Below are 25,070 nucleotides of genomic sequence, written 5' to 3'. Positions count from 1 at the left end.
ATTCCCGCCGATTCAGCGACGATTCGATAGTGATTTTGCGGATTGGACAGGAATCTGGATACGGATTTTGGTGATGGAATCGATGAATGGTAGCGATAGAGGAAAGACTCACCAGGTGGGTGAGGCACCAAGGCCCATCAAAATCTATGACTGTCAAAACCCCCACTCGCGCCACGCGGTGCACACAAGGCTCGGGGGGATTTTGACCTACCCGGCTCGCAGAGCGAATGGTGAAATGGTCGGACGACGAATAACATCCTTCCATAATTGACGATTCTGTTTGTTTCTCCAGATTCCCCCCAGTTTGTCTTCTTGACCCCTTCAGCCCATTGTATTAGATTCTCTCTTACAGCTGAAAAGAATAAATCTATCGGCTGTTAAGATCAGGAGTAAGTAAGGCAATTATATCTGAGTTTTGAAAGGAGTCCTTAGATGCCGTTAGCATCATTACGCGACATGTATAAGCCGGCCAATGCGCAGAAATATGCGATTGGGCAGTTCAATGTCAACAATCTGGAGTTTGTGCAGTCGGCTCTGGAAGCGGCGCAGGAGATGAATTCGCCGATAATCCTGGCGGCGTCAACATCGGCGCTGAAATATGCCGGTTTTGAATATCTGGTAAATATTGTGCGGACCGGTTCGGCGAAACTGACAGTGCCGGTGGCGCTTCATCTGGACCATGGGGCATCGATAGAAGACGCCAAGAAGTGTATTGACGGCGGGTTTACCTCGGTAATGATTGATGCCTCGCATGAGACCTTCGAAGAGAATATCCGCATCACCAGAGAAGTGGTGAAGATGGCGCATCCGAAGAATATCGCGGTGGAAGCGGAATTGGGGCGTCTGGGCGGGATAGAAGATGATGTCAAAGTCTCGGAGCGGGAGGCGTTTCTGACCGACCCGAAACAGGCGGAGCAGTTTGTGAAAGAGACCGGCTGCGACGCCCTGGCGGTGGCGGTCGGGACCTCGCATGGCGCTTACAAGTTCAAAGGGGAAGCAAAACTGGCGTTTGACCGGATAGAGGATATCAAGAAGCGGGTGGGGATACCGCTGGTGCTTCACGGGGCAAGCGGAGTCGGGCAGGAACTTCTCGACAAAGCGCAGAAATACGGCGCGAAACTTCCGGGCGCCAAAGGGGTGCCGGATGAGGCATATAAAACGGCCATATCGCTCGGGATAAATAAAATCAACATCGACACCGACCTGCGTCTTGCCTGGGTCGGCGCCGTGCGCGAAGTGCTGGCGAATAAGCCGGAAGAGTTTGACCCGCGCAAGATTCTGGGTCCGGCGCGGGAAGCGGTCAAGAAGGTGATTATCGGCAAGATGCAGTTGTTCGGGTCGGCCGGGAAAGGTTGAGAGCGGGGTTCGGTCGGGATATGGTTCCCGACCGGGCGGTAGGAAGTGCGTCAGTTCACGCTCCGACAGGAGTCGGAACTAAGAATTGACGCAACTGGATGCAGGGGTCGACCCGCGTGACGACCCAGAATCATCCCCGTTTCGATCGGGGGATGATTCCAGCAATGGGCGAACGCGCCGGTTCGCCCCTAAGGAAGAATGTCAAAACCCCCGCTCGCGCCACGTTATGACCAGATGGCTCGGGGGGATTTTGACCGACTTCACTACGAATTGACGCAATGCGGGAGAGTTCCGTCAGGAGGTCCCGCTTGAAGCGGGACTGACGTCGCGGGAGAACCGTAAATGTAATCCACCAGCAGATGGGGAGATCTGCCAGGCACGAAATAAAGGAAAGAGCGGCAGGTCACAATTTTACGCCGCAAGAGCCAGGGATGAATCTGCTTTGCAGATTTCAGCGTAAAATCAAGACCTGCCGCAACGGTAAACGCGCATCGGTTCGCCCCTACGGAAAAATGTCAAAACCCCCACTCGCGCCACGTTATGTCCAGATAGCTCGGGGGGATTTTGACCTACTCGGCCCGGAAAGACATCGATAAAAAAGGCGGCCAGAATCTGACCGCCGCATTCATTCATCAGATTTGAATTAGAGTTTTTTCAGGTTCTCTTCGGCTTCTTTCCTCAGCGCTTCAGGAAGTTCGCCGTTCAGGGATTTTCTCAAATGTTCCCGGGCTTTGTCCGGCTTATTGTCCTTGATATAATTAAGACCGGCATAGAAATTCAGCACCGGGTTTTCCGGGGCAATCTGCAGCCCGCGCTCAAAATCTCCCCGGGCAAGGTCAAAGCGATTCTGTTTATAATGGGACCAGCCGAGCGTGACATAATTCTGCCCGTTCAGCGGGTCATACGATATCGCCGCCGCCGCATGATTGGTCGCCACCCGAGGGTCGCCGCCGGTCTTGAGAAGCAGCCAGGCGAGATTATTGTATGCCTCGGCCGAGAACTGGTCGATCTGGATAACTTTTTCATACAGTTTCATTGCCTCCCGGTCATTTCCGGCGAGGGTATCCTGCTTAGCCATCACGAGGAAAGCGTTGACGCAGCCGGAATCGAGAGCCAGCGCTTTTTGAATCGAAGCATCAGCCTCGGTCATAACGCCCTGGCGCAACTTGAAATCGGCAGCGATGACGAATGATTCCGGGTCGGCGCCGTTTTTCTGAAGACAGTCATTTACCCATGCCTCCGCCCGGGCGCGATCGCCGGCTTGTTCCGCAATGGCGATTCCGATGCGGTATCGCTCCAGGTCGCCGGGACCGGCTTTTATGAATTTCTCGGAGAACTCCATTGCCTCCGGATATCTTTTCAACTGCCGCAGGGTCGTTATTCGTTCTTCGGCAAAGTCGGGATAGATAGAGATAAATTCGGGCAGGGTTGAGAGATATTCGATGAACCGTTCGGGCTGATTTACTTTTTTGAGCAAACCAATTAGACCTTTAATCGCCGGGTGGAAATTCGGGGCAAGTTTCAAGGCTTCGTCGTAGTACTCTTTGGCCGTCTTAAGGGAATCGATGCCGGCATAAAAATCGCCGACGCGGGTAAGGCGGTAGGGATTGCCATCAGACAGCCGTTCAAAGGTGCTGACAATATGCCGCGATTCCTCTGGAGGCGCATACCGCCAGGTGAAATCGGCCGCCAGGTTAAGCGCCCGAAACTCAGTCGGCATAGACTCCAAAAGCGGCTGAAGAGCCGCCATCGAGGGACCGACTTCTTTTCGTCCCCAGAGCGCTTCCAGGTGGGTGAGCATAATGAACGCCTGGTCTTCGGAGGAATAATTCCCGTTTTCAGCCATGGAAAGAGCGTTGGTCATATGGGCTTCGGCTCCGGTGGTATGATAAATCGTGAGCATGCTGCGCCCGAAGTTGGAGAGAATAGTGGGAGAATTGGGGTTGGCTGAGACGGCGTCGCCATAAATCAGGTGCGCGTTAAAATCTTTCCCCATCCGGCGCATAATGTTGGTGCGAAGAGCGAAGATGCGGTGCGATTTGCTGTTGGCTTTTTCCAGTTGGGAGAGAATTTCCTGAGCCTTATGGAAATATTTTATGGATATCAAAGAATCGGCGGCGTCGGCTTTGAAATAGAAATCAGCTTTCGGCCTGGTTGCCGCCATCTGGAAAAAATATCCGGCCGAGTCTGTCTGCCCCATTAGAGCCTGCAGGCTTCCGGCTCGGAGAAAATCAACCGGATTGTCAGACAGGGCTTTTTCCCCCTGCGCTTTAAGTTCCCGGGCACGCTCGATTTTACCGGTCAGTAAATAATAGCGGGCGGCGGTGAGAAGAAAATCCGGCTGGGACGCGGTTGCTTTAAGCCTTTCTTCGATTATCTCACCGGCTTTGGCAATCTGACCTCCGGCAAGTAGCGCCTGAGCCATCAGCGCCGCGGAGGATTCGTTTTCACCGACCAGAGAGGCATATTTGCCGGCGTTGAATATGGCCTGGTCGTGACGTCGGTCACGACTCTGCAGCTCCGAAAGAAGACGATACCCCTCGGCCGACCTGGAGTGCTTCTGCATCATTTGGGTGAGCGAATGCATCGCTTCCAGTATCAGCCCTTCCCGCTCCAAAGCGATCGCTTTGCCGTAAATCCCTTGCGGCGAGCCGGGATTGACAGAATCAATAGCGGCAAAAGTCTTAATGGCTTCCTGAAATTCCCCTTTTTGAAGCTGTGTCAATCCTTCATCGGTCTTAACCTGGTCCACTTTCTGTTCTTTGGAGCAGCTTCCGAAAAGCAGGATTAACGGTACGACGGCAATTACCAGTTTTCTCATTTTTATTCCCTTATAAGTGTATATCCTATTATATGCACAAGAGCATAAAATAGCATAATCGGCAATCTTTAGCAAATATTATGCTGAATTTCAAAATAAAGTTGTTTTAATCGCTGACCCCCTTATATTAATATAGAAGATGGAACAGTTACGAGCGGTTGAATTAGTCAAAAAATACCGAAAAAGGGCGGTGGTTGACGGGGTTTCGGTTGAGGTAAATCCAGGTGAAACAGTGGGACTTCTCGGTCCCAACGGCGCCGGCAAGACCACGACCTTTTATATGATTATCGGTTTTATTCGCCCAAATGACGGCGACGTTTTCATAGGTGACAAGAAGATAACAAAGATGCCTATGTATCGGCGGGCAAGAATGGGGATAGGGTATCTGGCGCAAGAGCCCTCGGTATTCAGGAAGCTGACTGTGGAAGAGAATATCAAGGCGATACTTCAGATGCGACGTCTTTCCCGCAAGAAGCAGCAGGAGAGGCTGGAGTTTCTTCTCAATGAACTCGATATCAGCCACTTACGGAAAAGAAAGGCATATTCTCTTTCGGGAGGGGAACGGCGACGGGTCGAAATTACACGCACCCTGGTTTCGGAACCAAGCTTCATACTTCTGGATGAGCCTTTCGCCGGCATCGACCCGATTGCGGTGGAAGATATCCAGAAGATTATATCCCGTCTTACAAAGACCGGCCTGGGTGTATTGATAACAGACCATAATGTGCGAGAGACCTTATCTATTTGCGACCGAGCCTATATTATGTGTGACGGAAAAATTCTTAAGACCGGAACCGCGCAGTTTCTTGCGGAGGACCCGGAAGCGCGTAAAATATATCTGGGAGAGAAATTTCGTCTCAATTGAGCGGAAATTGAGCAGGACTCTGAGTATAAGGTATTAGAAAACAATAAAATAAACATGGAACGGCTAAAACCGCTCGCCGATTTTACCGATATAAAATATAAAAGAGAGAGATTGACAGGACACTTGATAAGTCCTTAAAAAATAATAACTTAGATATGAAACTCGGATTACAGCTCAAGTTAAAGCAGGTATTGGCGCCGCAGCTTATTCAGTCGCTGAAGATGCTTCAGATGCCTATTCTCAAACTGGAGCAGACTCTTCGTCACGAACTTTCGGTCAATCCTATGCTGGAGGAACTCGAGCCGGTTGAGGCCGAGCCGACTGATACCATCAACGAAATTGCCGCCGACGATGACGGCAATGATATCGACCCTAAACTGGATAAGATTGACTGGATAAATTATCTGGGGGATGACCTTGATTACAAAGTCCGGGAGAGACTGGAGAGAGAAGATGAAGATTCTTATGAGCGGGTTCCGGTTATCGAGAAAACCCTTTGTGACCATCTGATGGAGCAGCTGTCGTTTCTGAAGCTGTCGGATGATGAGCATTTGATTGGTGAATATATAATCGGGAATATTTCGCCCAAGGGATATCTGGTCTGCTCGGCGGCCGAGATGGCCGAAGAGCTGAAACTTCCGGTGGAAAAGATCGAGAGCATGATAAAGGTGATTCAGGGATTTGACCCGCCGGGAGTGGGGGCGCGCGACCTGCGGGAATCGCTTTTGATTCAGCTGGAAGAAAGAGGGCTTAAAGATACCGTCGCCTATAATATAGTTGACCAGTATATCAATGTTCTTGATAAGAAATCGATACTTCAGATTTCGCGCTCAATGGGGATACCGTTTGAGAAAGCCCAGCAGGCGATGGATGTTATAAAAAGCCTCTCTCCTACGCCGGCGCATGGACGTTTTGAGTCATCGGCGGCTCCGATAGTGCCGGACCTGATAGTCGATCGGATTGGTGAAGATTACGTGGTGTATCACAACGACAAGAATTTCCCCTCATTGCGCATCAATCCGGGGTATCGACTGCTCTTGAAAGCGGGCAGCAAGGTTTCCAAGGACACCCGCAAGTATGTGCGGGAGAAGCTGGAGCAGGCGCGCTGGCTGCTGAATTCCATCAATCAGCGCCGCACCACTATGATTCGGGTGATGGAGGCGATAGTGGAAGAGCAGAAAGAGTTTTTCGAAAAAGGGACGGCCTTCCTTAAACCGCTCATAATGGATGATATAGCCCGCCGCGTCAATATGAATGTCGCCACCATCAGCCGGGTGGCAAATGGAAAATATGTGCAGACACCTCAGGGGGTATTTGAAATAAAGTATTTCTTCAATTCCGGCATTGCCAGCGAGGATGGCGAAGAGCTTTCGAAGCGGCATGTCAAGAACCGGATAGAGGAAATAATCAGAGCGGAGGACCCGGCTCGTCCTCTTTCCGACCAGGAGATATTTCAGAAGTTGCAGGAAGAGAAGATACAACTGGCTCGCCGAACGGTGACCAAGTATCGCGAGGAGCTCAAGATTCCGTCGGCGCGGTTCCGCAAGCGAATGGTGCAGCCGTCATAATGACCGGTCGACGTCTGACACTGACGATTAATAATTTTCGGCTCTCTTTCTCATAGGATGGGAATCATTTAATGGATCGCAATCTGGCGCTGGAGATAATTCGCGTGACCGAAGCGGCGGCGCTGGCAAGCGCCGTCTGGCTGGGACGCGGCTCTCCGGAGGGTGCCGATGCCGCCGCTACCGAGGCGATGCGCCGCACTTTCGACAGCATCAATTTCCGGGGCACCGTTGTTATAGGGGAAGGGGAACGGGACGAGGCGCCGATGCTCTATATCGGTGAGCAGGTTGGCAACGGTTCCGACCCGGCCGTCGATATTGCCGTTGACCCGCTGGAATGCACCAATTCGGTGGCATTTGGGCGCCCCAACGCCATGGCGGTAATCGCCATTGCTCCCCGCGGACAACTTCTGCACGCCCCCGACACTTACATGGAGAAGATTGCGGTGGGACCAAAAGCGGCCGAAGCAATCGACCTGCGCCAATCCCCTGAGGAAAACATAGGAAGAGTCGCCGAATGCCTTGGATACCGGATATCGAATCTCACCGTGGTAATTCTTGACCGGGATCGTCACAGTGAACTTATTGCCCGGGTACGGAAAACCGGCGCCCGGATACATCTGATTCCTGACGGTGATGTTTCCTCGGCAATTGCGGCGGCCCTTCCCGACACCGGCGTTGACCTGCTTCTCGGCATCGGCGGGGCGCCGGAAGGAGTTCTTGCGGCGGCGGCGCTTCGCTGTATCGGCGGCGCCCTGCAGGGGCGGCTGGTCTTCCGCAATCAGCAGGAGAGAGACCGGGCGCAGGTGATGGGGATTAAGAACCTGGAGAAGATATTCCATGCCGATGAACTGGCTTGCGGCGACGGTATAATGTTTGCAGCCACCGGCGTAACCGACGGCGATCTTCTCAAAGGGGTGGTCTTTCGACCGGGTGGCGCCGTCACCCATTCACTGGTGCTGCGGCAGGTTTCCGGAACCCGTCGTTATATCACCGCCGAGCATTTTTTTGAGACGGCGCCGACTTACTGATAGAGTCGGCACTACTGATTATGAAATATGATTGTAAAATCAAATAGGATATGATAATCCCCGTCACCGACGGGGCAATAATTGAACGGGCAGGGTGAAAGGAGAGGCATTATGAACATCTCGATTACCGCCAGACATTTTGACCTGACTCCACAACTGAAACAGAATATCGAAAAGGAGGTAAATGGGCTAACTCGCTATTTCGAGAATATTATCTCTACGGAAGTGATTCTGGACGTAGAAAAATACCGTCAATCGGCAGAAATCAAGGTTAAGGTCTATAAGGATACCATTACCGGCAAAGGCGACAGCAATGATATGTATGCCTCCATTGAGATGGCTATCGACAAGGTGAAGACGCAGCTGAAGAAGTACAAAGGAAAATTGAAAGAGAAACATCCCGATAAAATCGACGCCACGGTCAAGAAAATCACCAAGCCTAAGACAGATGACGACTCGGTGGATGTTTGAATTTTGCCGGAAGTGGTAAGAATGTTAAGAAATCCCCGCGGAAGCGGGGATTTTTTTATGGGAGAGATTTTCAAGGCGGGGGTATATCGCCTCGCCGGCAGGGTAGAAATGACCCGCCCGGCGAAGAAGGTCATCAGTCCGGCGATTGTGGATAATTATCATCCATTTATTTGCATTATAAGTGCAAAATAGTCAGGATAATTCCAACAAAGACCATTTATGGATTCGTATAGTCGATGATATCTGAGACGGCTATGCGGGGTTTCTGAGAGGCGGTAGGGCTGAAAAGCAAATTTCGGCTCGTTTGGCCGGTTTCTTTTCACAGCGGTACAACTTAAAATAAGGAGGATGGTTTGATGTCTGGCAAAGCAAGATTTGCCGCCATTATCAGCTTTGCTGGAGTGTTGTTGCTCCTGATAGTTTCGATAGTGGTTTCAAAGGAAGGTGCTATGGCGTACAGCAAAGAGCAGCTTGAACGGGGACGCCTGCTGGTTACGGTCGGGGGATGTCACGATTGTCACTCGCCGAAGGTAATGACCGCCCAGGGCCCGGTTCCGGACAGTTCGCGGCTTCTCTCCGGGCACCCGGCAAAAGAGACGGTGCCGACATTCCCTCAGGGAGTCCTGAGCGAGAACGGCTGGGTGGCGGCAACCAATCATCATTTTACCGCCTGGACGGGGCCGTGGGGGATTTCCTTTGCGGCGAATTTGACGCCCGATAATCTTACCGGAATCGGCGCTTGGACCGAGAATTCCTTTATTAAGGCGATGCGCACCGGCAAACATATGGGCGCCGGAAGACCGATTCTTCCCCCGATGCCGTGGTTCAATCTGGCGGAACTTCCCGATGAAGATTTGCGCGATATTTTTGCTTATCTCAAATCCTTGAAGCCGGTCTCCAATCAGGTACCATTACCGATTCCACCGGCCGGTAAGTAGCAACTCATCAATTAGACAGCAGAGAGAGCCGGCGGATATCATATCCGCCGGTGTTCGTTTTTGAGAAGTAAAGCGACCCTTCCTTCTCCAATATGCGGTGTCATCGCGTCAGATAGCCACCATCGACCGGGTAATAGGCGCCGGTTACAAAAGAGGCTTTTTCTGAGGAGAGCCAGACGACTAACTCGGCAACTTCTTCAGGTCTGCCGAGCCGACCAATGGGATGGAGAGAAATCAGCATCTGATTGGACTGGGGGTCGTTTTCGAGGTCTTGAATGAGAGGAGTGCTGATAAATCCGGGACCGACGGCATTGACTCTAATACCTTTGGTGGCATACTCCATCGCGGCGGTCTTGGTCAGCCCGAGGACGCCGTGCTTGGCGGCTACATAAGCGACGGCGTTGGCAAAGCCGACGGCGCCCAGAATGGATGCCATATTGACTATGGCTCCTCCGCCATTCCGGAGCATCGCCGGTATCTCATATTTCAGGCAATAAAAGACCCCCGATAGATTAATGCCTATAGTTTTCTGCCATCCTTCCACGGAGCAATCAGCGGTCGGCTTCTGCTCCCCGCCGATACCGGCATTGTTGCAGGCATAATCGAGGCGGCCGTATCGCTCCAAAGTTGATTGGACCATACGTTCGCAGTCGGAAGGGTTGGAGACGTCGGCGGAAATGAAGAATGCTTCTCCCCCGCGCTGACGAATCTCGGCGGCGGTCTTCTCTCCCATTTCATGATTAATATCGGATACGACGACCGCAGCGCCATCGCGCGCAAATAAGTCGGCGACCGCTTTGCCGATTCCGGAAGAAGCGCCGGTAACAAGAGCGACTTTTCTTGTGGAATTCATAAGTGTGTCCTCCTAATTGATCTGAACTTTATACGTTCCGTTCTCTGGCAGGATGAGCCAAACTATAAAACGTCTTGCTATAGAATGATGCCCAAACGAGTAAAATCAGACTAATCTGAGTGACGCAGCATGAGTCGAAGCCCAATGATTATGAGCAGAATGCTCAACCCCATAATGGGACGAAGCGGCTCTTGAAAGAACAGGAAGGCAAGGATAGAAACCGCCACCGGCACCACGCTATTGACAAAACTGGAGGTGCGGGTCGGACCTATCTGGCGGATGCTGATATTGTAAAGATAGTATCCGATGCCGGAGGCAATCAACCCCATGTAAAGAATGGAAAGCAGCACCACCGGCGATAAGGCGGCTATATCGGGAACAGGATTGTCCCCCACAGTCAGCACCGTTAATATCAACACCCCGGAGAAGGCGCTGTAGAAAGTGACTGTCAGGCTGGGATGTTTCTCCAGCAGCCGGCGGGCGATGACGGCATAAATCCCCCAGCAGAAGACAGCGCAAAGCATCAGGAGGTCGCCCTTGTTGAATCCGAGCGTGAAAAGAATCTGCAGGTTGCCGTCAGTGATAAGAATCATCACTCCCGAAATCGCAATGATGACGCCCAGGTAATTTTTGAGAGTCAGTTTTTCTTTGATAAATATCGCGGCCAGAAGACCGGTGACCACCGGGCTGAAACCGTTGATGATTGCCGAATGCGCCACCGCCGTATAGCGCAGGGAGAGGAAAAAGAAATAGTGGTAGCCGACAATTCCGGTCAGACCCATAAGGAACAGTTTCAAAAAGTCAAGACGGGTCAGACCGCCGCGCCAGGGAAGTTTCTGCCAGAGCATAAGAGATGTCAGAAAAAGCAGGGCGACCAGGTAGCGATAGAAGGTGATGGCGATCGGGTCAAGGGCGGCAATAGCATATTTAGCGGCAACGAAACTTCCGGCAAAAGTGAGGCTGGTGAAAAGCGGCGACAATATGGCGCGAAAGCGGGACATAGTGGGGTAAATTAGCGATGTTTTGGAGAAGGTCAAGGTGTATAAGGAGATGAAGGTTGCGATTGGATTAAATGGCTGGCGCAGAAATCGGTTGACGAATCGGGTGACAGGAATATATTGTGGCATTGATTTGAGTTCACAAGTGGAAGGAGTGAGTGATGAGAATCAAACGGAGTTTGTTTCTACCCTTATTTTTATTACTGCTCATGTTCGGCCAGGTCACGGCGCTGGGTGACACGATCCGGGTATATCCCAGCATTCCGGAGAAGTTCCTGTTTAAAGCCGGAGAGTACAGTAAGATCAAAATGGGCGAGCCGTTTTATATCGATATCGTATTCGACTATACCTGCCCGCCATCTGATTCTATGCTGGGAGGAAGTTTCAGTCTGCAGTTCTACTCCCCCAACCTGACCAAAATCAGCAAAGTGGCGGCGCCCGAGGGACCGGGACGAGCGGTGCTTCCCTCGCCGTATGACAACGTGGCGCTGAAAAACGGATTCAATGACGGCACCTACTGGAATTTTTTCGGGAATACCAGCAGCTGGCCGCTGGCATTTTTGCAGGGGAATATGGATGGGAATCTTCCCGACCTCTTCGGGCATGCTTTCGCGTCCAATACCGGATTCCCCGGGACACTGGGCGCGACTCCCTTTTATGAGATTCATTACAAGATTGATTCGCCCGGGCGGTTCTGTATCGATTCGCTTCATACCGGCGACCCCTCGTTTGACTGGGCGTTCGGCAATGACCGGGGACAGCAGTTTCCGGCGATTGCACCGGGGCGTCCCTGGTGCTGGGATGTCGGCGACCCGAATCTTCCGATTATACAGAAGCTCGGTTTACGCGGCGAAGATATAAATAAGGTCAAGAGCGCCAAGCCGACCTTTGAGTGGTCGGTGACCTGTCTTCATCCTTACGTGCAGGACAGTTTCAGCATAGGGGTCGGGACTGATGCCGACTGGCGTCTGGCAGAGATGTGGGACCCGGGAGCAATCGGCACGAAGGATTCATCGGTGGTCTATGCCGGCCCGCCGCTGAAGGCGGGAGATATGTACTATATGCGGCTGCGGGTGCATAACGGCAAAGCCTGGTCGGACTGGCATTATTCGCGGTTCCGGATGGCTCCGGAGTCGGGCAAATAGAGATATCTGAGAGATTAGTTTTTTATCGGGCGGTTCACAATAGTGAGCCGCCCGATTTTTTTTGGGGGGAGGTTGCAGGATACGGATTCAATTGGCGGCAGGCCTCGCCTCCCGTCTGAGACGGGAGACTAAGACCTGCCGCAACGGTAAATCCTGGTTCCGTCAGGTGAGACACCTGACGGCGCTGGAAATTGGAGGTTGTCAAAACCCCCGCTCGCGCCGTGCTATGGACAAGTAACTCGGGGGGATTTTGACCTACTCGGACTGACAGCCTTTGTCACCAACCCTTTCTATATTCCGGCAATAAATGCCGTCCTCAAAAACCGATTGACGAATCGTCGATTGCCGGTATATTGAAAGAGGAACGGTCGAAAGTCGAATTACTTGCAAAGGGTGGTTAGGATGAAAAAGAGCGTAATGGTATTGGCGTTGGGGGTGATTTTTGCTTGCCCTCAGGTTTTATTTGCTGCGACGATTCATGTGCCGGCGGAGCAGCCGACGATACAGGCGGGGATAAATGCGGCGGTGAACGGGGACACAGTGCTGGTGGCGCCGGGGGTGTACATTGGAAATGGGAATCGAAATCTGGAATTTTTTGGAAAAAGGATATGGTTGTCATCTTCATCAGGTCCAGAATCAACAATTATAGATTGTCAAGCAGATAGCACGACCCAAATCAACGGACTCATCCTTGGCAACCATCAAAGCGATTCAGTGTCAATAGCAGGATTCACTATCGTCAATGGTTATAAGGGCATCACCTCATTGTACTCTAGTTTGATACTACAAGAACTTCATATAAGAAATTGTCTGAGCTTTGGGATAGAAATACAAGGCACTGAGATTGGAGTAGAAAGTAAAGTAGAAGATTGCAGAATCGAAGGTAATAATGACTATGGATTGGCGATACAAGAGACTTGGAGCGAAGTTCGCGTGTCCAATTCAACCGTTCGCTCAAACATGAAGGGCGGTATTTTAATAATCTATTCCACGGTTGCAATTGATAGTACAGACATTGTTGACAATTCTGGAAATGGTATTAGTTCATTTAGTAATTCCACGGTCAATATGACTGACGTAGTTATTGATAGTAACAACGGAAGTGGCATGCAAGTCTCTTCTGAGTCTCAAGGCATATATAGAATTGTTAAATCATCCTTTTTAAGTAATAATTCAGGGGGTCTAAGAGCTCATTTTCTAATAGATAAGATGGGGCTGAAGTCAACCAGGGGATTTAGATTCGATGTATCGGACTGCCTGTTTCAAGGTAATTCCGCTGTTGATGGGGGCGGAATTTTCTTCAATCAAATTGAATGTTACGCCGAAATAAGGAACTGCCGATTCATTGATAATACAGCGACAAGAGGGGGGGGCATCAGTATAACCTACGCATATAGCGGATTATTAATCGAGAATTGCCTTATGTCTAATAATATCGCTGACACCGGGGGAGCTATTTTTACGGGCGGATGGTCTTACGGCAACGACAATAGATTACTCTCCTGCACAATTGTTAATAATGAAGCCAGTGTCGCCTCGGGGCTTTTCCTAAAATACGGCCAATCAAGTACTCTGCAGATTGATAGATGCATTATTGCAGACGGCAGGCTTGGTTCAGGACTTGACTGTCTGATTGAGCCGGGAAGTCTTTCTATTGAGTGCACAGATATTTACGGCAACCAAGGAGGAGACTGGATAGGTTTTGTCGCCCAGTATGCTGATACGAATGGAAATATATGTGCTTCTCCACTGTTTTGCTTTCCAGACACGGGCAATTTCCTCTTAACAAACATTTCCACTTGTACTCCATCGAACAATTCCTGCAGTACGCTAATTGGTGCTTACGGAGTAGGGTGCCAATATGTACCACACACTATATATGTAGCGACCACCGGTAATGATTCAATAGGCGACGGCAGTGAGGGGAATCCCTACAAAACTATTCAAAAGGGGATCGACAAGAGTCTTGACAATGACACAATTATTGTCGGACCAGGAATATACGGCGGACCGGGGAATCAGGAAATTAATACTAAAGCTAAGACTATACTTCTCAAGTCTCAGTTTGGTGCTGATTCTACAGTGGTTTCAGTAGACTCTATATCCCGCCGCGCATTTATATTCAACCACGACGAAGACAGTATGACTGTGCTAGATGGTTTCAAAATATCCAATCAGTTAGCGGGCCCGATAAATGATGTCTATGGAGTAATTGCATGTCTGGGTTCATCGCCCAAGATTCAAAATTGCACGATTGAGAGTAACACCGGACATTATGGCGGGGGACTGTATTGCATTGGTTCAGGAGTAATAGTGCGTGATTGCAGATTCAAGAACAATGTGTCGGGTTGTTCAATATGTAAGAAAGAAACCAATGATAGTGAAAATGTTAAGATCACGAACGACGACAATGCCTTTGGCCCATTTGGCGGAGCTATCTACTTCGATTCATGTAATGCTTCAATACAAAATTGCATTTTCAGTAATAACTATGCGGATGGTGATGATGAAGGTGGCGGAGGGGCCGTCTATTGTATCAATAGTACTATCTCATTCAACAAGTGTCAGTTTTTCAATAATGAGGCCTTTGGTGGCCCAGGGGGTGCTATTGGCGGATTCAGTTCATGGCTAGTTATAGATTCATGTGTTTTTCGAAGTAATCGCTGCCAGGAGTCAGGAGGGGGCGCAATATATGGCCAAGGAATAATAACAAATTGTGCCTTTGAATCAAATGCGGCGGGATGGGCCGGAGGAGCAGTGAGAGGTACATTTGAAGTCACGAATTGTCTCTTTGCAGGTAACAACTGCTACCGGGACTATGCCCAAGGCGGTGGAGCTTTTTATGGACATGGCAACATTCTGCGATCGACCTTTGTGAATAATCAGTCGTGTGTAGCGAGCGCATTACTTCTAGACTCGATATCAGTCGTTGAGAATTGCCTTATTGCTGAAAATAGGAATTATCCCAATGTAGAATGTTATCCCACGACAAGTGCCATTAGCGGTTGCGGTACATTCTCATGCACAAATATATTCAATAATGAGGGTGGTGACTGGGTTGGCTGTATTTCAGGCCAGGCCAATGTAAACGGCAACATTTCCGCCGACCCGCTTTTCTGTTACCCCGATACCGGCAACTATCATCTTTATAACATCTCTCCGTGTGCACCGCAGAATAATTCTTGCGGAGTATTGATGGGGGCGTTTGATGTGGGATGTCAGTTCGATTTGACAGGGCACGGCATCGAAAACGAAAGCATAATGAATGTCCTTGACCATACGCCAAATATCTACTGGAGTTACCCGTCGAATCCTCCCGTTACTCAAGACTCCTTCAATTTAGCAGTCGGTAATGACCCTGACTGGACTTACTCTGAACTATGGAACCCTTCCCCGGTAGCAAGCTCAGACACATTCGTTACTTATGCCGGGCTACCTCTAAACGACGGTCAGACATACTTCTATAGATTGAGAGTGCACAATGGGGCGGCATGGTCTAACTGGCATGAGTCTTCATTCAGAATGAATAGTATCCCACAGGTGCCGGTGACAGTTTCACCCATAGAAGAGCAATCGATTAATACTCCGACAGTCAATCTGAATGCATTAAAGTCGATAGACGCCGAAGGCGACCAGGTTTCCTATGACTTTGAAGTAGATAAAGGGGGAACACTGGTTGCTTCGGGATATGACTTGCTGCTTCAAGGTGATACGGTGACATGGATGGTGAACAGTCCTCTGTCCGAAAATGACAAGTTTAACTGGAAGGTAAGAGCATATGACCAGTTCGAGCACTCTAATTGGTCGCTCCCTCAATCATTCTGGGTGAATCTGACGGAAGAACCACCGCTGGCGTTTCTCATCTATCGATTGCCCCTTATTTCAAACACTTACCATAACATGAAGCCTAAATTTTCCTGGATGCCGGCTCAAGACCCTGATCCACTGGATTCGGTGAAATATATATTTCTGATCTCCATTGATAGCCTCTTTCAGTTTGCCTATGAGGTCGATGAACTATTTGACACCGTCTATAGTTATGCTGACAGCCTCCAATTTGGCACTAAGTATTGGTGGAAGGTGAAAGCGGTGGATAAGACGGGTCGGTATCTGTACTCGGATACGCAGGGATTCCGGACATGGAAACTGGGGGATGCCAATGGCGACTGGGTGGTCAATATTCTGGATGTGACGTTTTTGATAAGCGCGCTATATAAAGGCGGCAACCAGCCGTTGCCGACGATTGTAGGGGATGTAAACGGAAATTGCGTCACCAATATTCTGGATGCGACGTATTTGATTGCCTATTTATATAAGAGCGGCGCTTCGCCCAGGGTGGGATGTGAGTAGGCCAGATGATGCAGACTGCCGTCCCGATGAAAAGGCGCGAAGCTATCCCTACGCGGAGGAGATTGTCAAAACCCCCGCTCGCGCCTCGCAATGCACACGTAACTCGGGGGGATTTTGACCTACTCGGACTGACAGCCTTTGTCACCGACCCTTTCTATATTCCGGCAATAAATGCCGTCCTCAAAAACCGATTGACGAATCGTCGATTGCCGGTATATTGGAAGAGGAACAGTCGAAAGTCGAGATATCAGCAACGGGTCAAATCTAACAGAATCAGAGCAGAAAAGTTCGCGAAAACGAGTGGGAGGCAGGAGCATGCATAAAGTATCAGTATTATTGTTCGGTCTCATCTCTTTTTTCCCAATGGCAATATCGCAAGCCGGTTTTGAGGGGATTTGCGGCGATGTCAACAATAACGGCGTGGTTAACATCCTGGATATAACCTATCTTATCAGTTACCTGTACAAGAGCGGTTTCCCGCCCGAATGCGGATTGGAGACCGGGACAATGCGGGATATTGACGGCAACCTCTACAAGACGGTCAAAATAGGCAACAAGTGGTGGATGGCGGAGAATCTTAAGGTAACCCACTACCGCAATGGAGAGGTAATTCCCCGGGTAACAGATACCTGGTACTGGTCAGGAACTATTGAGGGGGCTTATTGCGAATATTGGAATATGCCGGAGTTGGTGCCGACATATGGACGTCTCTATAACTGGTATACCGTGGTAGATTTCAGAGGACTGGCACCGGAAGGGTGGCATATCCCCAACGGCGCTGAATGGCAAACCATGGTTGATTTCCTCGGCGGTGACAGCATAGCCGGGGGAAAACTGAAGGAAGCGGGGACATTGCACTGGCTCACGCCAAACGCCGGCGCTACCAATGAGAGCGGATTTACCGGATTGCCGGGCGGCCTGCGCGATATGTATGGCGCTTACAATCTGGTCAGCAACTTTGGATACTTCTGGACACTATGGGACCTTAATGACGATATGGCTTATTTTCGGGCGCTCTACTATAGTCTCGCTGGATGCTACCAGGACGTCAGGCATAAGAGATCAGGATTTTCAGTCCGATGTGTGAAAGATTAGTGATGAAGACTCTTCTTCTTGGAGTCACGGGAGAATATTCGGAAACAGTAATCTCTATGTGGATTTGCAGATGGTAAGAGCGCCCATTCCGATGGCAGCGCTTCTGGCGCTAATGATAAGCGCGGGCGTTGAAGCACAAATGATAACAGACAGCATTCAATATCGTCTGGCACTGGGAGGTTTTGCCGGGGTGCCGGGGCAAACGGTCCGGATGCCGGTGAAAGTCAAGAATCAGGAAGCGCTGGCAGGATTTTTATTGCGGGTTGAATATGATACGACTCTTCTCGGCCCGGTGGAGCTTGGTGTTGATGAGAATGTCGTATGGGACAGTCTCGAAATGGTTGGACGGGGGCTAAGGACGATGTCGATAGGCTCCAGATACCCGGGAGGTCCAATAGACACGGTTTACAATACCTACGCGATACATAATCCGGGGGATGATTCGATAAACGCCGGGGCGCTGTTTATATACTTTATTCCGTTGGACCTGATGATTGACCAGACCAGACCCCATCTGCCGCCGGAAAGCGGTGCGCCGACAGCGGCGCTCCATTTACTGTTTCAAGTACGGGAGGAAGCTGACCCGGGTCAAACTGCTGTGATTCGAATAAGGAATTATGATGGTCCTCTGTTCGAGCCAAGATTTGTTCAGATGGTGGATTCTGTCTTATACCGGACAATAATCCCCGGCAGCGGGCCGGAATATGCCAGTGCCCAGTTTGTAGTTTTAGCCGGAAAGTGCGGCGATATTAATAATGACGGAATAGTAAACCTGATAGATGTCACGGTGGCGGTTTCTTATCTATTCCGAGGGGAGACGCCGCCGGTCACGCCCAGGTTTGCCGATGTCAACAATGACGGTAGAGTTAATATTCTGGATGCGACATATTTGATAAGGTATTTGGTTAAAGATGGTCCGGCGCCCTTGGGGGGTTGCCTGGATTAAGACGGTGGAGGGCGAAAACGAGGGTGTCAAAACCCCCGCTCGCGCCGTGCTTTGGACACGTAACTCGGGGGGATTTTGACCTACGCCGCTGAACAGGCGTTTGGAGTAAGGGAAAATCGAGGTCAGGGATTGATATTCCAGGCAGAGTTTTAGATATTGCGAGCAGGAAGGAGAGGCAATGGTAAGGCATGTGGCGTCAGTCTGGTTTATTGTATTAATCTTGGGCGGTTCTACCGTGCAAGCCGATCAGATAATTCTCAAAGACGGTGAAGTGGTGGAGGGGCGGCTGAGCGGGAAGAAATCACTGAGAGATCATTTTCACGAGGATATGGTATTCAGTATCGTGGCGGAGTCGGCAAATGGCAAGAAGATCAAATCTTATTTTAGAAGAGGCGAGATACGGGCAATCGTCATTCGTGAAGACAGCACCGATTATTACTTTGATATAGAGAAACCGGGGCGAAATCTGATAAACCAGACGGAATGGAGGAAATATCGCCGTCGCAGCAGCACCAGGCTCGACATGGCGATAATGGCAATGGCGGGGGTTGACGCTCCCGGTTCGTTGAACAACACTGGAGTCGGGCCGAACGACACAAAAACGGGATTCTTTGCGAGCGCCGAGGGAATGCTCATGATGAAGCAGTTTGCCTTCGGAGTAGGTGTAGAATATCAGTTTCCCAGAAAAACAGACGCGGGTGGGGAAAAATTCTCCTTTCATTCGATCTATGCATCAGGGAAGTTTTTTTTCAGGCCGACCAGCGAGCCATTTGTCCTCTTTGGGGGCGGTAGATTCGGATACGCCGATTATTCCGGCATTTACGGCTCGGCTCTTTCCGAAGGCGGCATACACTATGGCCTGGAATTTGGAGTGCTGGTGCATAAGATTTTCGTGATTTCCTGTTCCTATCTCATGAATGAAGCGAAGGATTGGGGCGGCAATATGAATGTGCGGTATTCACGTATAAGCGTGAGGGCGGGGGTGTTTGCGCCGTTTTGATACAAGAATTTATAACATAATTGCTGATGCAATAATGTTATAGTCGAAACCGCAAGGGTTTCGACCTCCGGGAGAACGATGGCGGCAGGTCGCAATTTCGCCCTGTGCGTGTAGCGATACAAGTGCCTGGCGCTTGAGGGCTTTCACGCAGAAAGAAGCGTTCTCTCTGCCGTCATTCCCGTGAAGACGCCTGCCGCCGTGGCGGGGGAATCCAGAAACTGGAATCCTGGTTCCATCAGGTGAGACACCTGACGGCGCTCGAAATTGGAGGTTGTCAAAACCCCCGCTCGCGTCGTGCTATGGACACGTAACTCGGGGGGATTTTGGGCTACGCCGTTGACACCGCGATAAAGATTAATTTACCAGCAGATCTGGACATCTGCCAGGCGCGAAATTTTAACCTACGGCGCTGTATCCTTTAGGACCGTCAGGAGTGACTCCTGACGGCGGAATTAAGGCGGCAGGTCACACCCCCGATAGGAATCGGGGGCAAGACCTGCCGCAACTTTAGAAGCGGATTATGAGCGGCCGCGGCGGTAGAGGGAGAAGGAGGGCGACAGGTTGGTCGCAGGGGATAAGGCGGCGGCAATAAAAAACCCCCGACTTTTGCCGGGGGTGTGGGATAAACCGTCAACCACTAAAGCTTGCCTATATATTTCCCTGGCGGCATTTCCCGGGCGCTGCGGTTGTCGTCATGACAACTGGCGCAATTGGGAGCGCTGGTGAATTCTCTGTTAAGATGGCAATCGGCGCAGTCCATGGCGCTGTGGGTGTCATCAAGATGTAACCCGGTTACGGCATGCTGGAAATTCTCGGAGTTCCATCCGGCATGACAGGCGGCGCATTCTTTATCGACCCGCGAAATCTGCCGTCCGGTCGGATGACAGGCGCGGCAATCGAGGCGGGCATGATACTTGTTAAGGCTCCATCCGGTGCTGGCATGCGAGAATGCCGGGCGCTCTTTGGAGTCGTGACATTTGGTGCAGCGGTCCTGCAGATGGCAGCCGTTGCACATGGAGTGAACCTCTTCCTCACTTTTCGCCATGGCGCTTGTTTTCTGCAGGTCGTGACAGTAGCTGCAATTCTCCTTCTTATGGCAATCAACACAGCGGAGCCCGAAAAGGTCGATATGTTCTTTGTGATAAAAAGTCACCACCGGGGCTTTCTCAAAGGAGGTATGATAAGTCTTCTTCACCGGTTCGGTGATAACCGGATGTGAGATACCCATAATATCGGTGGAGTCAAATCCGGAACCGGCCAGGGCTTTCCCTTCGGTGGGGGTATGGCAGACGACACATTTGGTATCGTGGCTCCATTCGCGATGACAACTGAGACACTGGCGATGATAGGCCCCTTTGAGGCCGGGCTGGCGGAGATTGGCGGGATTAGCCTCTCCCCCGTGACAGTCTTTGCAGGGTTGAATTTTATCACCGGGGCTGTAATGATGACAGGTGCCGCAGTCGCCACCCATCTCGGCCATTCGGGCATGAAGTTTATGATTGAACTTGACCGGCTGGTAAAGGTCCGCCAGTTCATCAAGCAACATCGATTCCGGCGCTTCCGAGAGGCTGTGCTCGCCGACTCCGTGGGTCATAGGAAGAGTCGGGCAGGGGCGAAGACAGTTATCCTCCACCGTCGGCTTGGCGCAGGTGTGGCAGACCTGACAATCCATCTTTGACATCTCGTCGCGCGACGGATTGTGTGAGTAAGCCAGCGCCGAGAGCAATAACAGAGTCCCTCCCAGGACGGTTATGTATTTTCTTTTATCCGGCAGCGATTTCATATCCTCACACCTTTTCTGAAGTCCGGCCGATATCGATGCGGCGCACCCGGTGTCCCTGGTGGCCGTTGGGATGCACCGATACCACCGGGAAATTCATAACGATAAAGCGGTACACCAGCACCAGCGCGGCAATTAAGCCGAGGGTTACCAGAATTTCCATAATATGCGGGAAATACGGTTTCTCGGCGTAAAGGGGCTGGTAAGCGACCAGAAAGACATTAATCCGGTTGGCGACTACTCCCAGAACAACCAGCGATGCCGCGGTAAAGAGGCCCGAAACAGAGCGGCGAACTCTGTCATTCAAGAGCATTGTCATCGGGACCACAACTCCGAGCGTGATTTCGAGAATGTAGATAACTGAATGTGTCGAGAATTCGAGAAGATATAGCCAGGCATCGCGAATGGTCAGGTCGATAACTTTGGCGGCAAGATAAATTCCCAGGAAGACCGGGATATATCGCGCCAGCGACGATAATGTTTTCAATTCCGGTTTAAGTTTGAAAGAGCGAGAAGCCAAAAGCGACTCGAAGATAACCATGGGGAAGCCAACCATGATGGCGGAAAGGAGGAACAGGAGCGGCGAGATAGAGGTGTACCAGAGGGGATGCATCTTGGTCGGAGCAATAACCATCAGGGTGCCCAGCGAAGATTGGTGCAGGCAGGAGAGGACGACGCCGGCGATAATGAACAGGAAAAGAGTTTTCTTAAGGGTTCGCCCCGAGAGCGAGAGGACGGACTCCGCGGCCCTGTTAAGGAACGAGAGTTTACCGGGCAGATTGACTCTTCCCTTGAACCTTTCGACGGCAATCGGCGCGAATTCGATATAAAGGACCGTGAGATAAATCATAACACAGATGCCGACTTCAAAGAGAACCGAGTTTCCCTGCCACATAGAGGGAAGCATCGGATGCCAGACATTGTAGTACCGTCCGAGGTCAGCGAGAAGCCCGATGACGACAAAAGTATATCCGAGCATGGCGGTGAGAAGCGCCGGACGGGTCAGAGCATGATATTTATTCTTGTGGAAGATTTCAACCAGAGCGGCGGTGGTAAAGCCGCCGGCGGCGAGAGCCACGCCGGAGGCGACATCAACCGCAATCCAGAGCCCCCAGGGGTACTGGTCATTCAGATTGGTGGCGGCGCCTATTCCGAAGAGAAGGCGATAGATATAAACTGCAATTCCAACGCCGGCGATACCGGCCAGAATTTTGACGCCGCGGGTAAAATATCTGCCGCGAACCGGAAGAGGGAGTTCAATGGCGCTCATCGTCACTATCTCCGTTCTGTTTTCGTTGACGCAGAGAATACATGGCTAGCCCTAACAATCCATAAAGCGCCAGCGGCGGAATAAAGCCTTTGAAGATGCCATGCTGGATCGTTTCAGTCGCTTGTGGGATTGGATTATCGGGAAGTTTCGGCAGGTCGGTGAGCGCGAAATCGACCGGCGCCAGGTACATCCAGGAGGTGCCGCCGACTTCATGCTGCCCGTAAATATGGTCAATATACCGGTCGGGATTCAAAGCGATACGGCTCTGCGCCATCTTGATAAGGTCACCCCGTTTGCCAAACGTCAAGGCTTCATTGGGACAGATAGCGACACAAGCCGGTTTTTCTCCTTTGCGAAGTTTTTCAAGGCAGAAGGTGCATTTACGAACCTCGGGGTCAAGAGCATTGTCATATTCATACGCCGGAATCTGAAAGGGGCAGGCGACCATGCAGTAGCGGCAGCCGATACATTTCCAGGCATCATATGAAACCGGTCCCTCCGGTTCCTTCTTGAGGGCGCCGACAATGCATGCCGAAACACAAGCCGGTTCGTTACAGTGCATGCACTGGAGTTTGATATAATTTTTCTTCTGGTTGTCATTCGTGGAGGCGAATTGGTTCACCACGGTGTAGCGCTGGTCGGTGGGGCGACGGCGCGATACAAAAACCGATTTGTCCTCGAAACTGGAGAGCGGCTGGTCGGACAAGGAATTGGCATTGTCGCATGCCCATTCGCACTTGCGGCATCCGACACAGACCGCGGTATCGACCAGGACGCCAAACTGGTCGTCGAAATTCCTGGCATTTTCGCCCGAGGAGGCATCGGCGCTTGTCGGAAAAACCGCGAGCGTGGAAGCGGCGGTCAGTTTCAGGAAGTTGCGTCGGCTACTATTCATTTTAATCACCTAAATCCGCTACTATTATGTATATATTGTGAAATAATTCACAATACCTTCCAAAATATAAGCCTTCGTTAAAAGGCTTTCGGAATAATCTACATATTCCTTGTGAAAAAGATAACTATCTCTATCTTTCTTGTCAAGTCCTAAATGTGATAAATATCATCTATTTAGTATTATCGGCGATTTCTGAGAGAAGTTAAAATATATGATAATAATTGTCCTAATAATGGACAGGTTACCCCAACTTATTATATAGCAAAGTATTAAACGATTGGCGACTGAAAGGAATGGAGTTGATTTTGAGGGTGTTGACTATTCGAGGTAATCGATGCGGAACTGATGAAGTTTTACATCGCCGCAGATTCCAGTGCGGAGAGGCCAGGCGTAGAATTCGACCAGGAGGTTGTGGCCTGCCTGATAATCGGTCGGGATGCGGATTGGTTCATGGATATTGTAATGTCTGGTGCCTCCCCAGTAGATTCCGCCGGAAGACAGGACCCCATCAACATATACGATAACTTCGCAAGCCGCTTCCGTCAATTCAATATCGAAAGCCCAGTAGACCGCTCCGGCGTTGCGCGGTATCGGCACGGCCGATTTCATCGCCAGCCGTCCCAGATCCTCCGCCACGCAGAATTCAAAGCGGAGGCAGTCGTTGTCGGCATCAATGAACCAGGGAGTGAAAGAGCCATCAGTCGCCAGGTCCCAGAGATACGGTGTTTGACCGCCTTGCGAGAGAAAAGCGATACGGCGCACCTTGGCGATGATATTGTAATTCAAAGAGGGTCCCATCAGCAAAACATCCCTCACTTCGACCAGAATATCATAGTCGCCATTGCCGCCATCCTCAATTAGCAACCGGCGGTTGCCGGTAGGAACAGCAGGGAGAGTGTAGCTGCCATCCGAAGCTGTCAAAGCGAATATCTGCGAATTGGTGCCATCGGGATTAAGCAGAGTGACACGGACATTCTCCAGGAGAGTCCCTTCTTTGGTGCTGACGATGCCGCTGATGGCGCCGGAATAGGCAGGACTGGTTAGAAAGATGTCGGCGCTGAGATTGTCAGCAAGTTCGAAATCGACTGTCACCGGGTCAAAGCCGTCTCTAACCGCTGTCAGAGTGTAATTCCCGGTGTATAAGTCAAAGAATCCATAGGCGCCTTCAGAATCCGAGGTATCGGCGCGGCTGCCCACCGCCAGAGCGGCGCTGGGAACAGGAACTTTGGTGCCTTCAAAAAAGACATGGCCGGAAATCGATTTGCCGGTATCGATAGTGACCCAGCGGTCCGCCGAGGTCGAATCTTTGCCATCATAAACGGTCAGGGTAAACCGCACCGACATTCCGGAGCGAAGGTAATCGGCGAAGGTGAATCTGGTATTGGGGAGCGAGTCATTTTCGAACAGACCGACCCGCGGATAAGTAATCCATCGATAGCGGAGGGAGTCGTTTTCAGGGTCAGAGGCGAAGGCGGCCAGTTCCAGGGTGCCGCCCGGCAGAATAAAATCGGGCGCAATAGTGATGGAGTCAACTCTGGGGCCGTTGAGTTCAGGTGCGGTTGCTATATCGGTACAGCCTGGCAGCAGCAAAATGAACAGAAGCAAAAATCCGGAAATCGGCATGCCGATGCCGGGTATGGTCTTAGGGTGCGGAAACCGGAAAGTTGTCATTTTCACGGCGATAATATATA

General features: G+C 50.9%; 19 protein-coding genes. 12 read left to right on the top strand and 7 right to left on the bottom strand.

All coding sequences use genetic code 11. From position 1 onward, the window contains the following. On the top strand, window positions 1-271 hold a 271-nt coding region (locus AB1690_06115; GenBank protein ID MEW6014879.1), incomplete at its 5' end, for a hypothetical protein. Window positions 272-432: 161 nt separating this feature from the next. Further along, entirely contained in the window at window positions 433-1,356 is a 924-nt protein-coding gene (locus tag AB1690_06110; GenBank protein MEW6014878.1) for a ketose-bisphosphate aldolase, read from the top strand. A gap of 643 nt (window positions 1,357-1,999) precedes the next feature. Here the strand turns inward: AB1690_06110 and AB1690_06105 are convergent. Continuing rightward, entirely contained in the window at window positions 2,000-4,177 is a 2,178-nt protein-coding gene (locus AB1690_06105) for a tetratricopeptide repeat protein (GenBank protein ID MEW6014877.1), read from the bottom strand. Window positions 4,178-4,316: 139 nt separating this feature from the next. Between AB1690_06105 and lptB the strand changes: the two genes are divergently transcribed. From lptB to AB1690_06080, 5 genes are all read left to right on the top strand, one after another. After that, entirely contained in the window at window positions 4,317-5,042 is a 726-nt protein-coding gene (lptB, locus tag AB1690_06100) for an LPS export ABC transporter ATP-binding protein (GenBank protein MEW6014876.1), read from the top strand. 155 nt (window positions 5,043-5,197) lie between these two features. Continuing rightward, complete coding sequence (rpoN, locus tag AB1690_06095) at window positions 5,198-6,610, top strand: RNA polymerase factor sigma-54 (GenBank protein ID MEW6014875.1); 1,413 nt, start codon at window positions 5,198-5,200, stop codon at window positions 6,608-6,610. A 71-nt stretch (window positions 6,611-6,681) separates the two neighbouring features. Then, window positions 6,682-7,638 carry a class II fructose-bisphosphatase gene (gene glpX / locus AB1690_06090; GenBank protein MEW6014874.1) on the top strand — a complete coding sequence of 319 codons (957 nt, stop codon included), beginning with the start codon at window positions 6,682-6,684 and terminating at the stop codon, window positions 7,636-7,638. A 111-nt stretch (window positions 7,639-7,749) separates the two neighbouring features. Beyond that, window positions 7,750-8,109 (top strand): ribosome-associated translation inhibitor RaiA, encoded by a 360-nt coding sequence (gene raiA, locus AB1690_06085; protein ID MEW6014873.1) that lies wholly within the window; start codon window positions 7,750-7,752, stop codon window positions 8,107-8,109. Window positions 8,110-8,465: 356 nt separating this feature from the next. Further along, window positions 8,466-9,047: a c-type cytochrome gene (locus tag AB1690_06080; GenBank protein MEW6014872.1), complete on the top strand. Its 582-nt coding sequence runs from the start codon at window positions 8,466-8,468 to the stop codon at window positions 9,045-9,047. Window positions 9,048-9,147: 100 nt separating this feature from the next. On the opposite strand, the gene AB1690_06075 is transcribed toward AB1690_06080, so the two are convergent. Together AB1690_06075 and AB1690_06070 are read right to left on the bottom strand one after the other, a co-directional pair. Further along, window positions 9,148-9,900, bottom strand: coding sequence for a glucose 1-dehydrogenase (locus AB1690_06075; GenBank protein ID MEW6014871.1), 753 nt, complete (start codon window positions 9,898-9,900; stop codon window positions 9,148-9,150). A 110-nt stretch (window positions 9,901-10,010) separates the two neighbouring features. Next, window positions 10,011-11,027 carry a DMT family transporter gene (locus AB1690_06070; protein ID MEW6014870.1) on the bottom strand — a complete coding sequence of 339 codons (1,017 nt, stop codon included), beginning with the start codon at window positions 11,025-11,027 and terminating at the stop codon, window positions 10,011-10,013. Window positions 11,028-11,059: 32 nt separating this feature from the next. On the opposite strand from AB1690_06070, the gene AB1690_06065 reads away from it, so the two are divergent. The 5 genes from AB1690_06065 to AB1690_06045 all read left to right on the top strand — a co-directional run bounded on the left by AB1690_06065 (window position 11,060) and on the right by AB1690_06045 (window position 19,434). Then, the gene (locus AB1690_06065; GenBank protein MEW6014869.1) at window positions 11,060-12,043 is read left to right on the top strand and encodes a hypothetical protein; all 984 of its coding nucleotides are present in this window, start codon (window positions 11,060-11,062) and stop codon (window positions 12,041-12,043) included. Window positions 12,044-12,445: 402 nt separating this feature from the next. Continuing rightward, complete coding sequence (locus AB1690_06060) at window positions 12,446-16,393, top strand: right-handed parallel beta-helix repeat-containing protein (GenBank protein MEW6014868.1); 3,948 nt, start codon at window positions 12,446-12,448, stop codon at window positions 16,391-16,393. A gap of 315 nt (window positions 16,394-16,708) precedes the next feature. Next, window positions 16,709-17,488: an FISUMP domain-containing protein gene (locus AB1690_06055; GenBank protein ID MEW6014867.1), complete on the top strand. Its 780-nt coding sequence runs from the start codon at window positions 16,709-16,711 to the stop codon at window positions 17,486-17,488. Between the two features lie 70 nt (window positions 17,489-17,558). Then, entirely contained in the window at window positions 17,559-18,434 is an 876-nt protein-coding gene (locus AB1690_06050; protein MEW6014866.1) for a dockerin type I repeat-containing protein, read from the top strand. A gap of 178 nt (window positions 18,435-18,612) precedes the next feature. Then, window positions 18,613-19,434 (top strand): hypothetical protein, encoded by an 822-nt coding sequence (locus tag AB1690_06045; GenBank protein MEW6014865.1) that lies wholly within the window; start codon window positions 18,613-18,615, stop codon window positions 19,432-19,434. Between the two features lie 637 nt (window positions 19,435-20,071). Here AB1690_06045 and AB1690_06040 read toward each other — a convergent pair. The 4 genes from AB1690_06040 to AB1690_06025 all read right to left on the bottom strand — a co-directional run. Continuing rightward, the gene (locus AB1690_06040) at window positions 20,072-21,217 is read right to left on the bottom strand and encodes a cytochrome c3 family protein (GenBank protein MEW6014864.1); all 1,146 of its coding nucleotides are present in this window, start codon (window positions 21,215-21,217) and stop codon (window positions 20,072-20,074) included. 4 nt (window positions 21,218-21,221) lie between these two features. Further along, entirely contained in the window at window positions 21,222-22,484 is a 1,263-nt protein-coding gene (nrfD, locus tag AB1690_06035) for an NrfD/PsrC family molybdoenzyme membrane anchor subunit (protein ID MEW6014863.1), read from the bottom strand. Then, entirely contained in the window at window positions 22,471-23,379 is a 909-nt protein-coding gene (gene hybA, locus AB1690_06030) for a hydrogenase 2 operon protein HybA (GenBank protein MEW6014862.1), read from the bottom strand. Before hybA ends, nrfD begins: the two co-directional genes overlap by 14 nt. Window positions 23,380-23,697: 318 nt before the next feature. Continuing rightward, a partial coding sequence (locus tag AB1690_06025; GenBank protein ID MEW6014861.1) for a carboxypeptidase regulatory-like domain-containing protein occupies window positions 23,698-25,070 on the bottom strand: 1,373 nt, incomplete at its 5' end.

This window comes from Candidatus Zixiibacteriota bacterium (assembly GCA_040753495.1).
In the GTDB taxonomy this organism is placed as follows: Bacteria; Zixibacteria; MSB-5A5; order GN15; family PGXB01; genus DYGG01.
The sequence above is the reverse complement of the archived record's forward strand: the minus strand, read 5'-3'. Positions and strand labels throughout refer to the sequence as shown.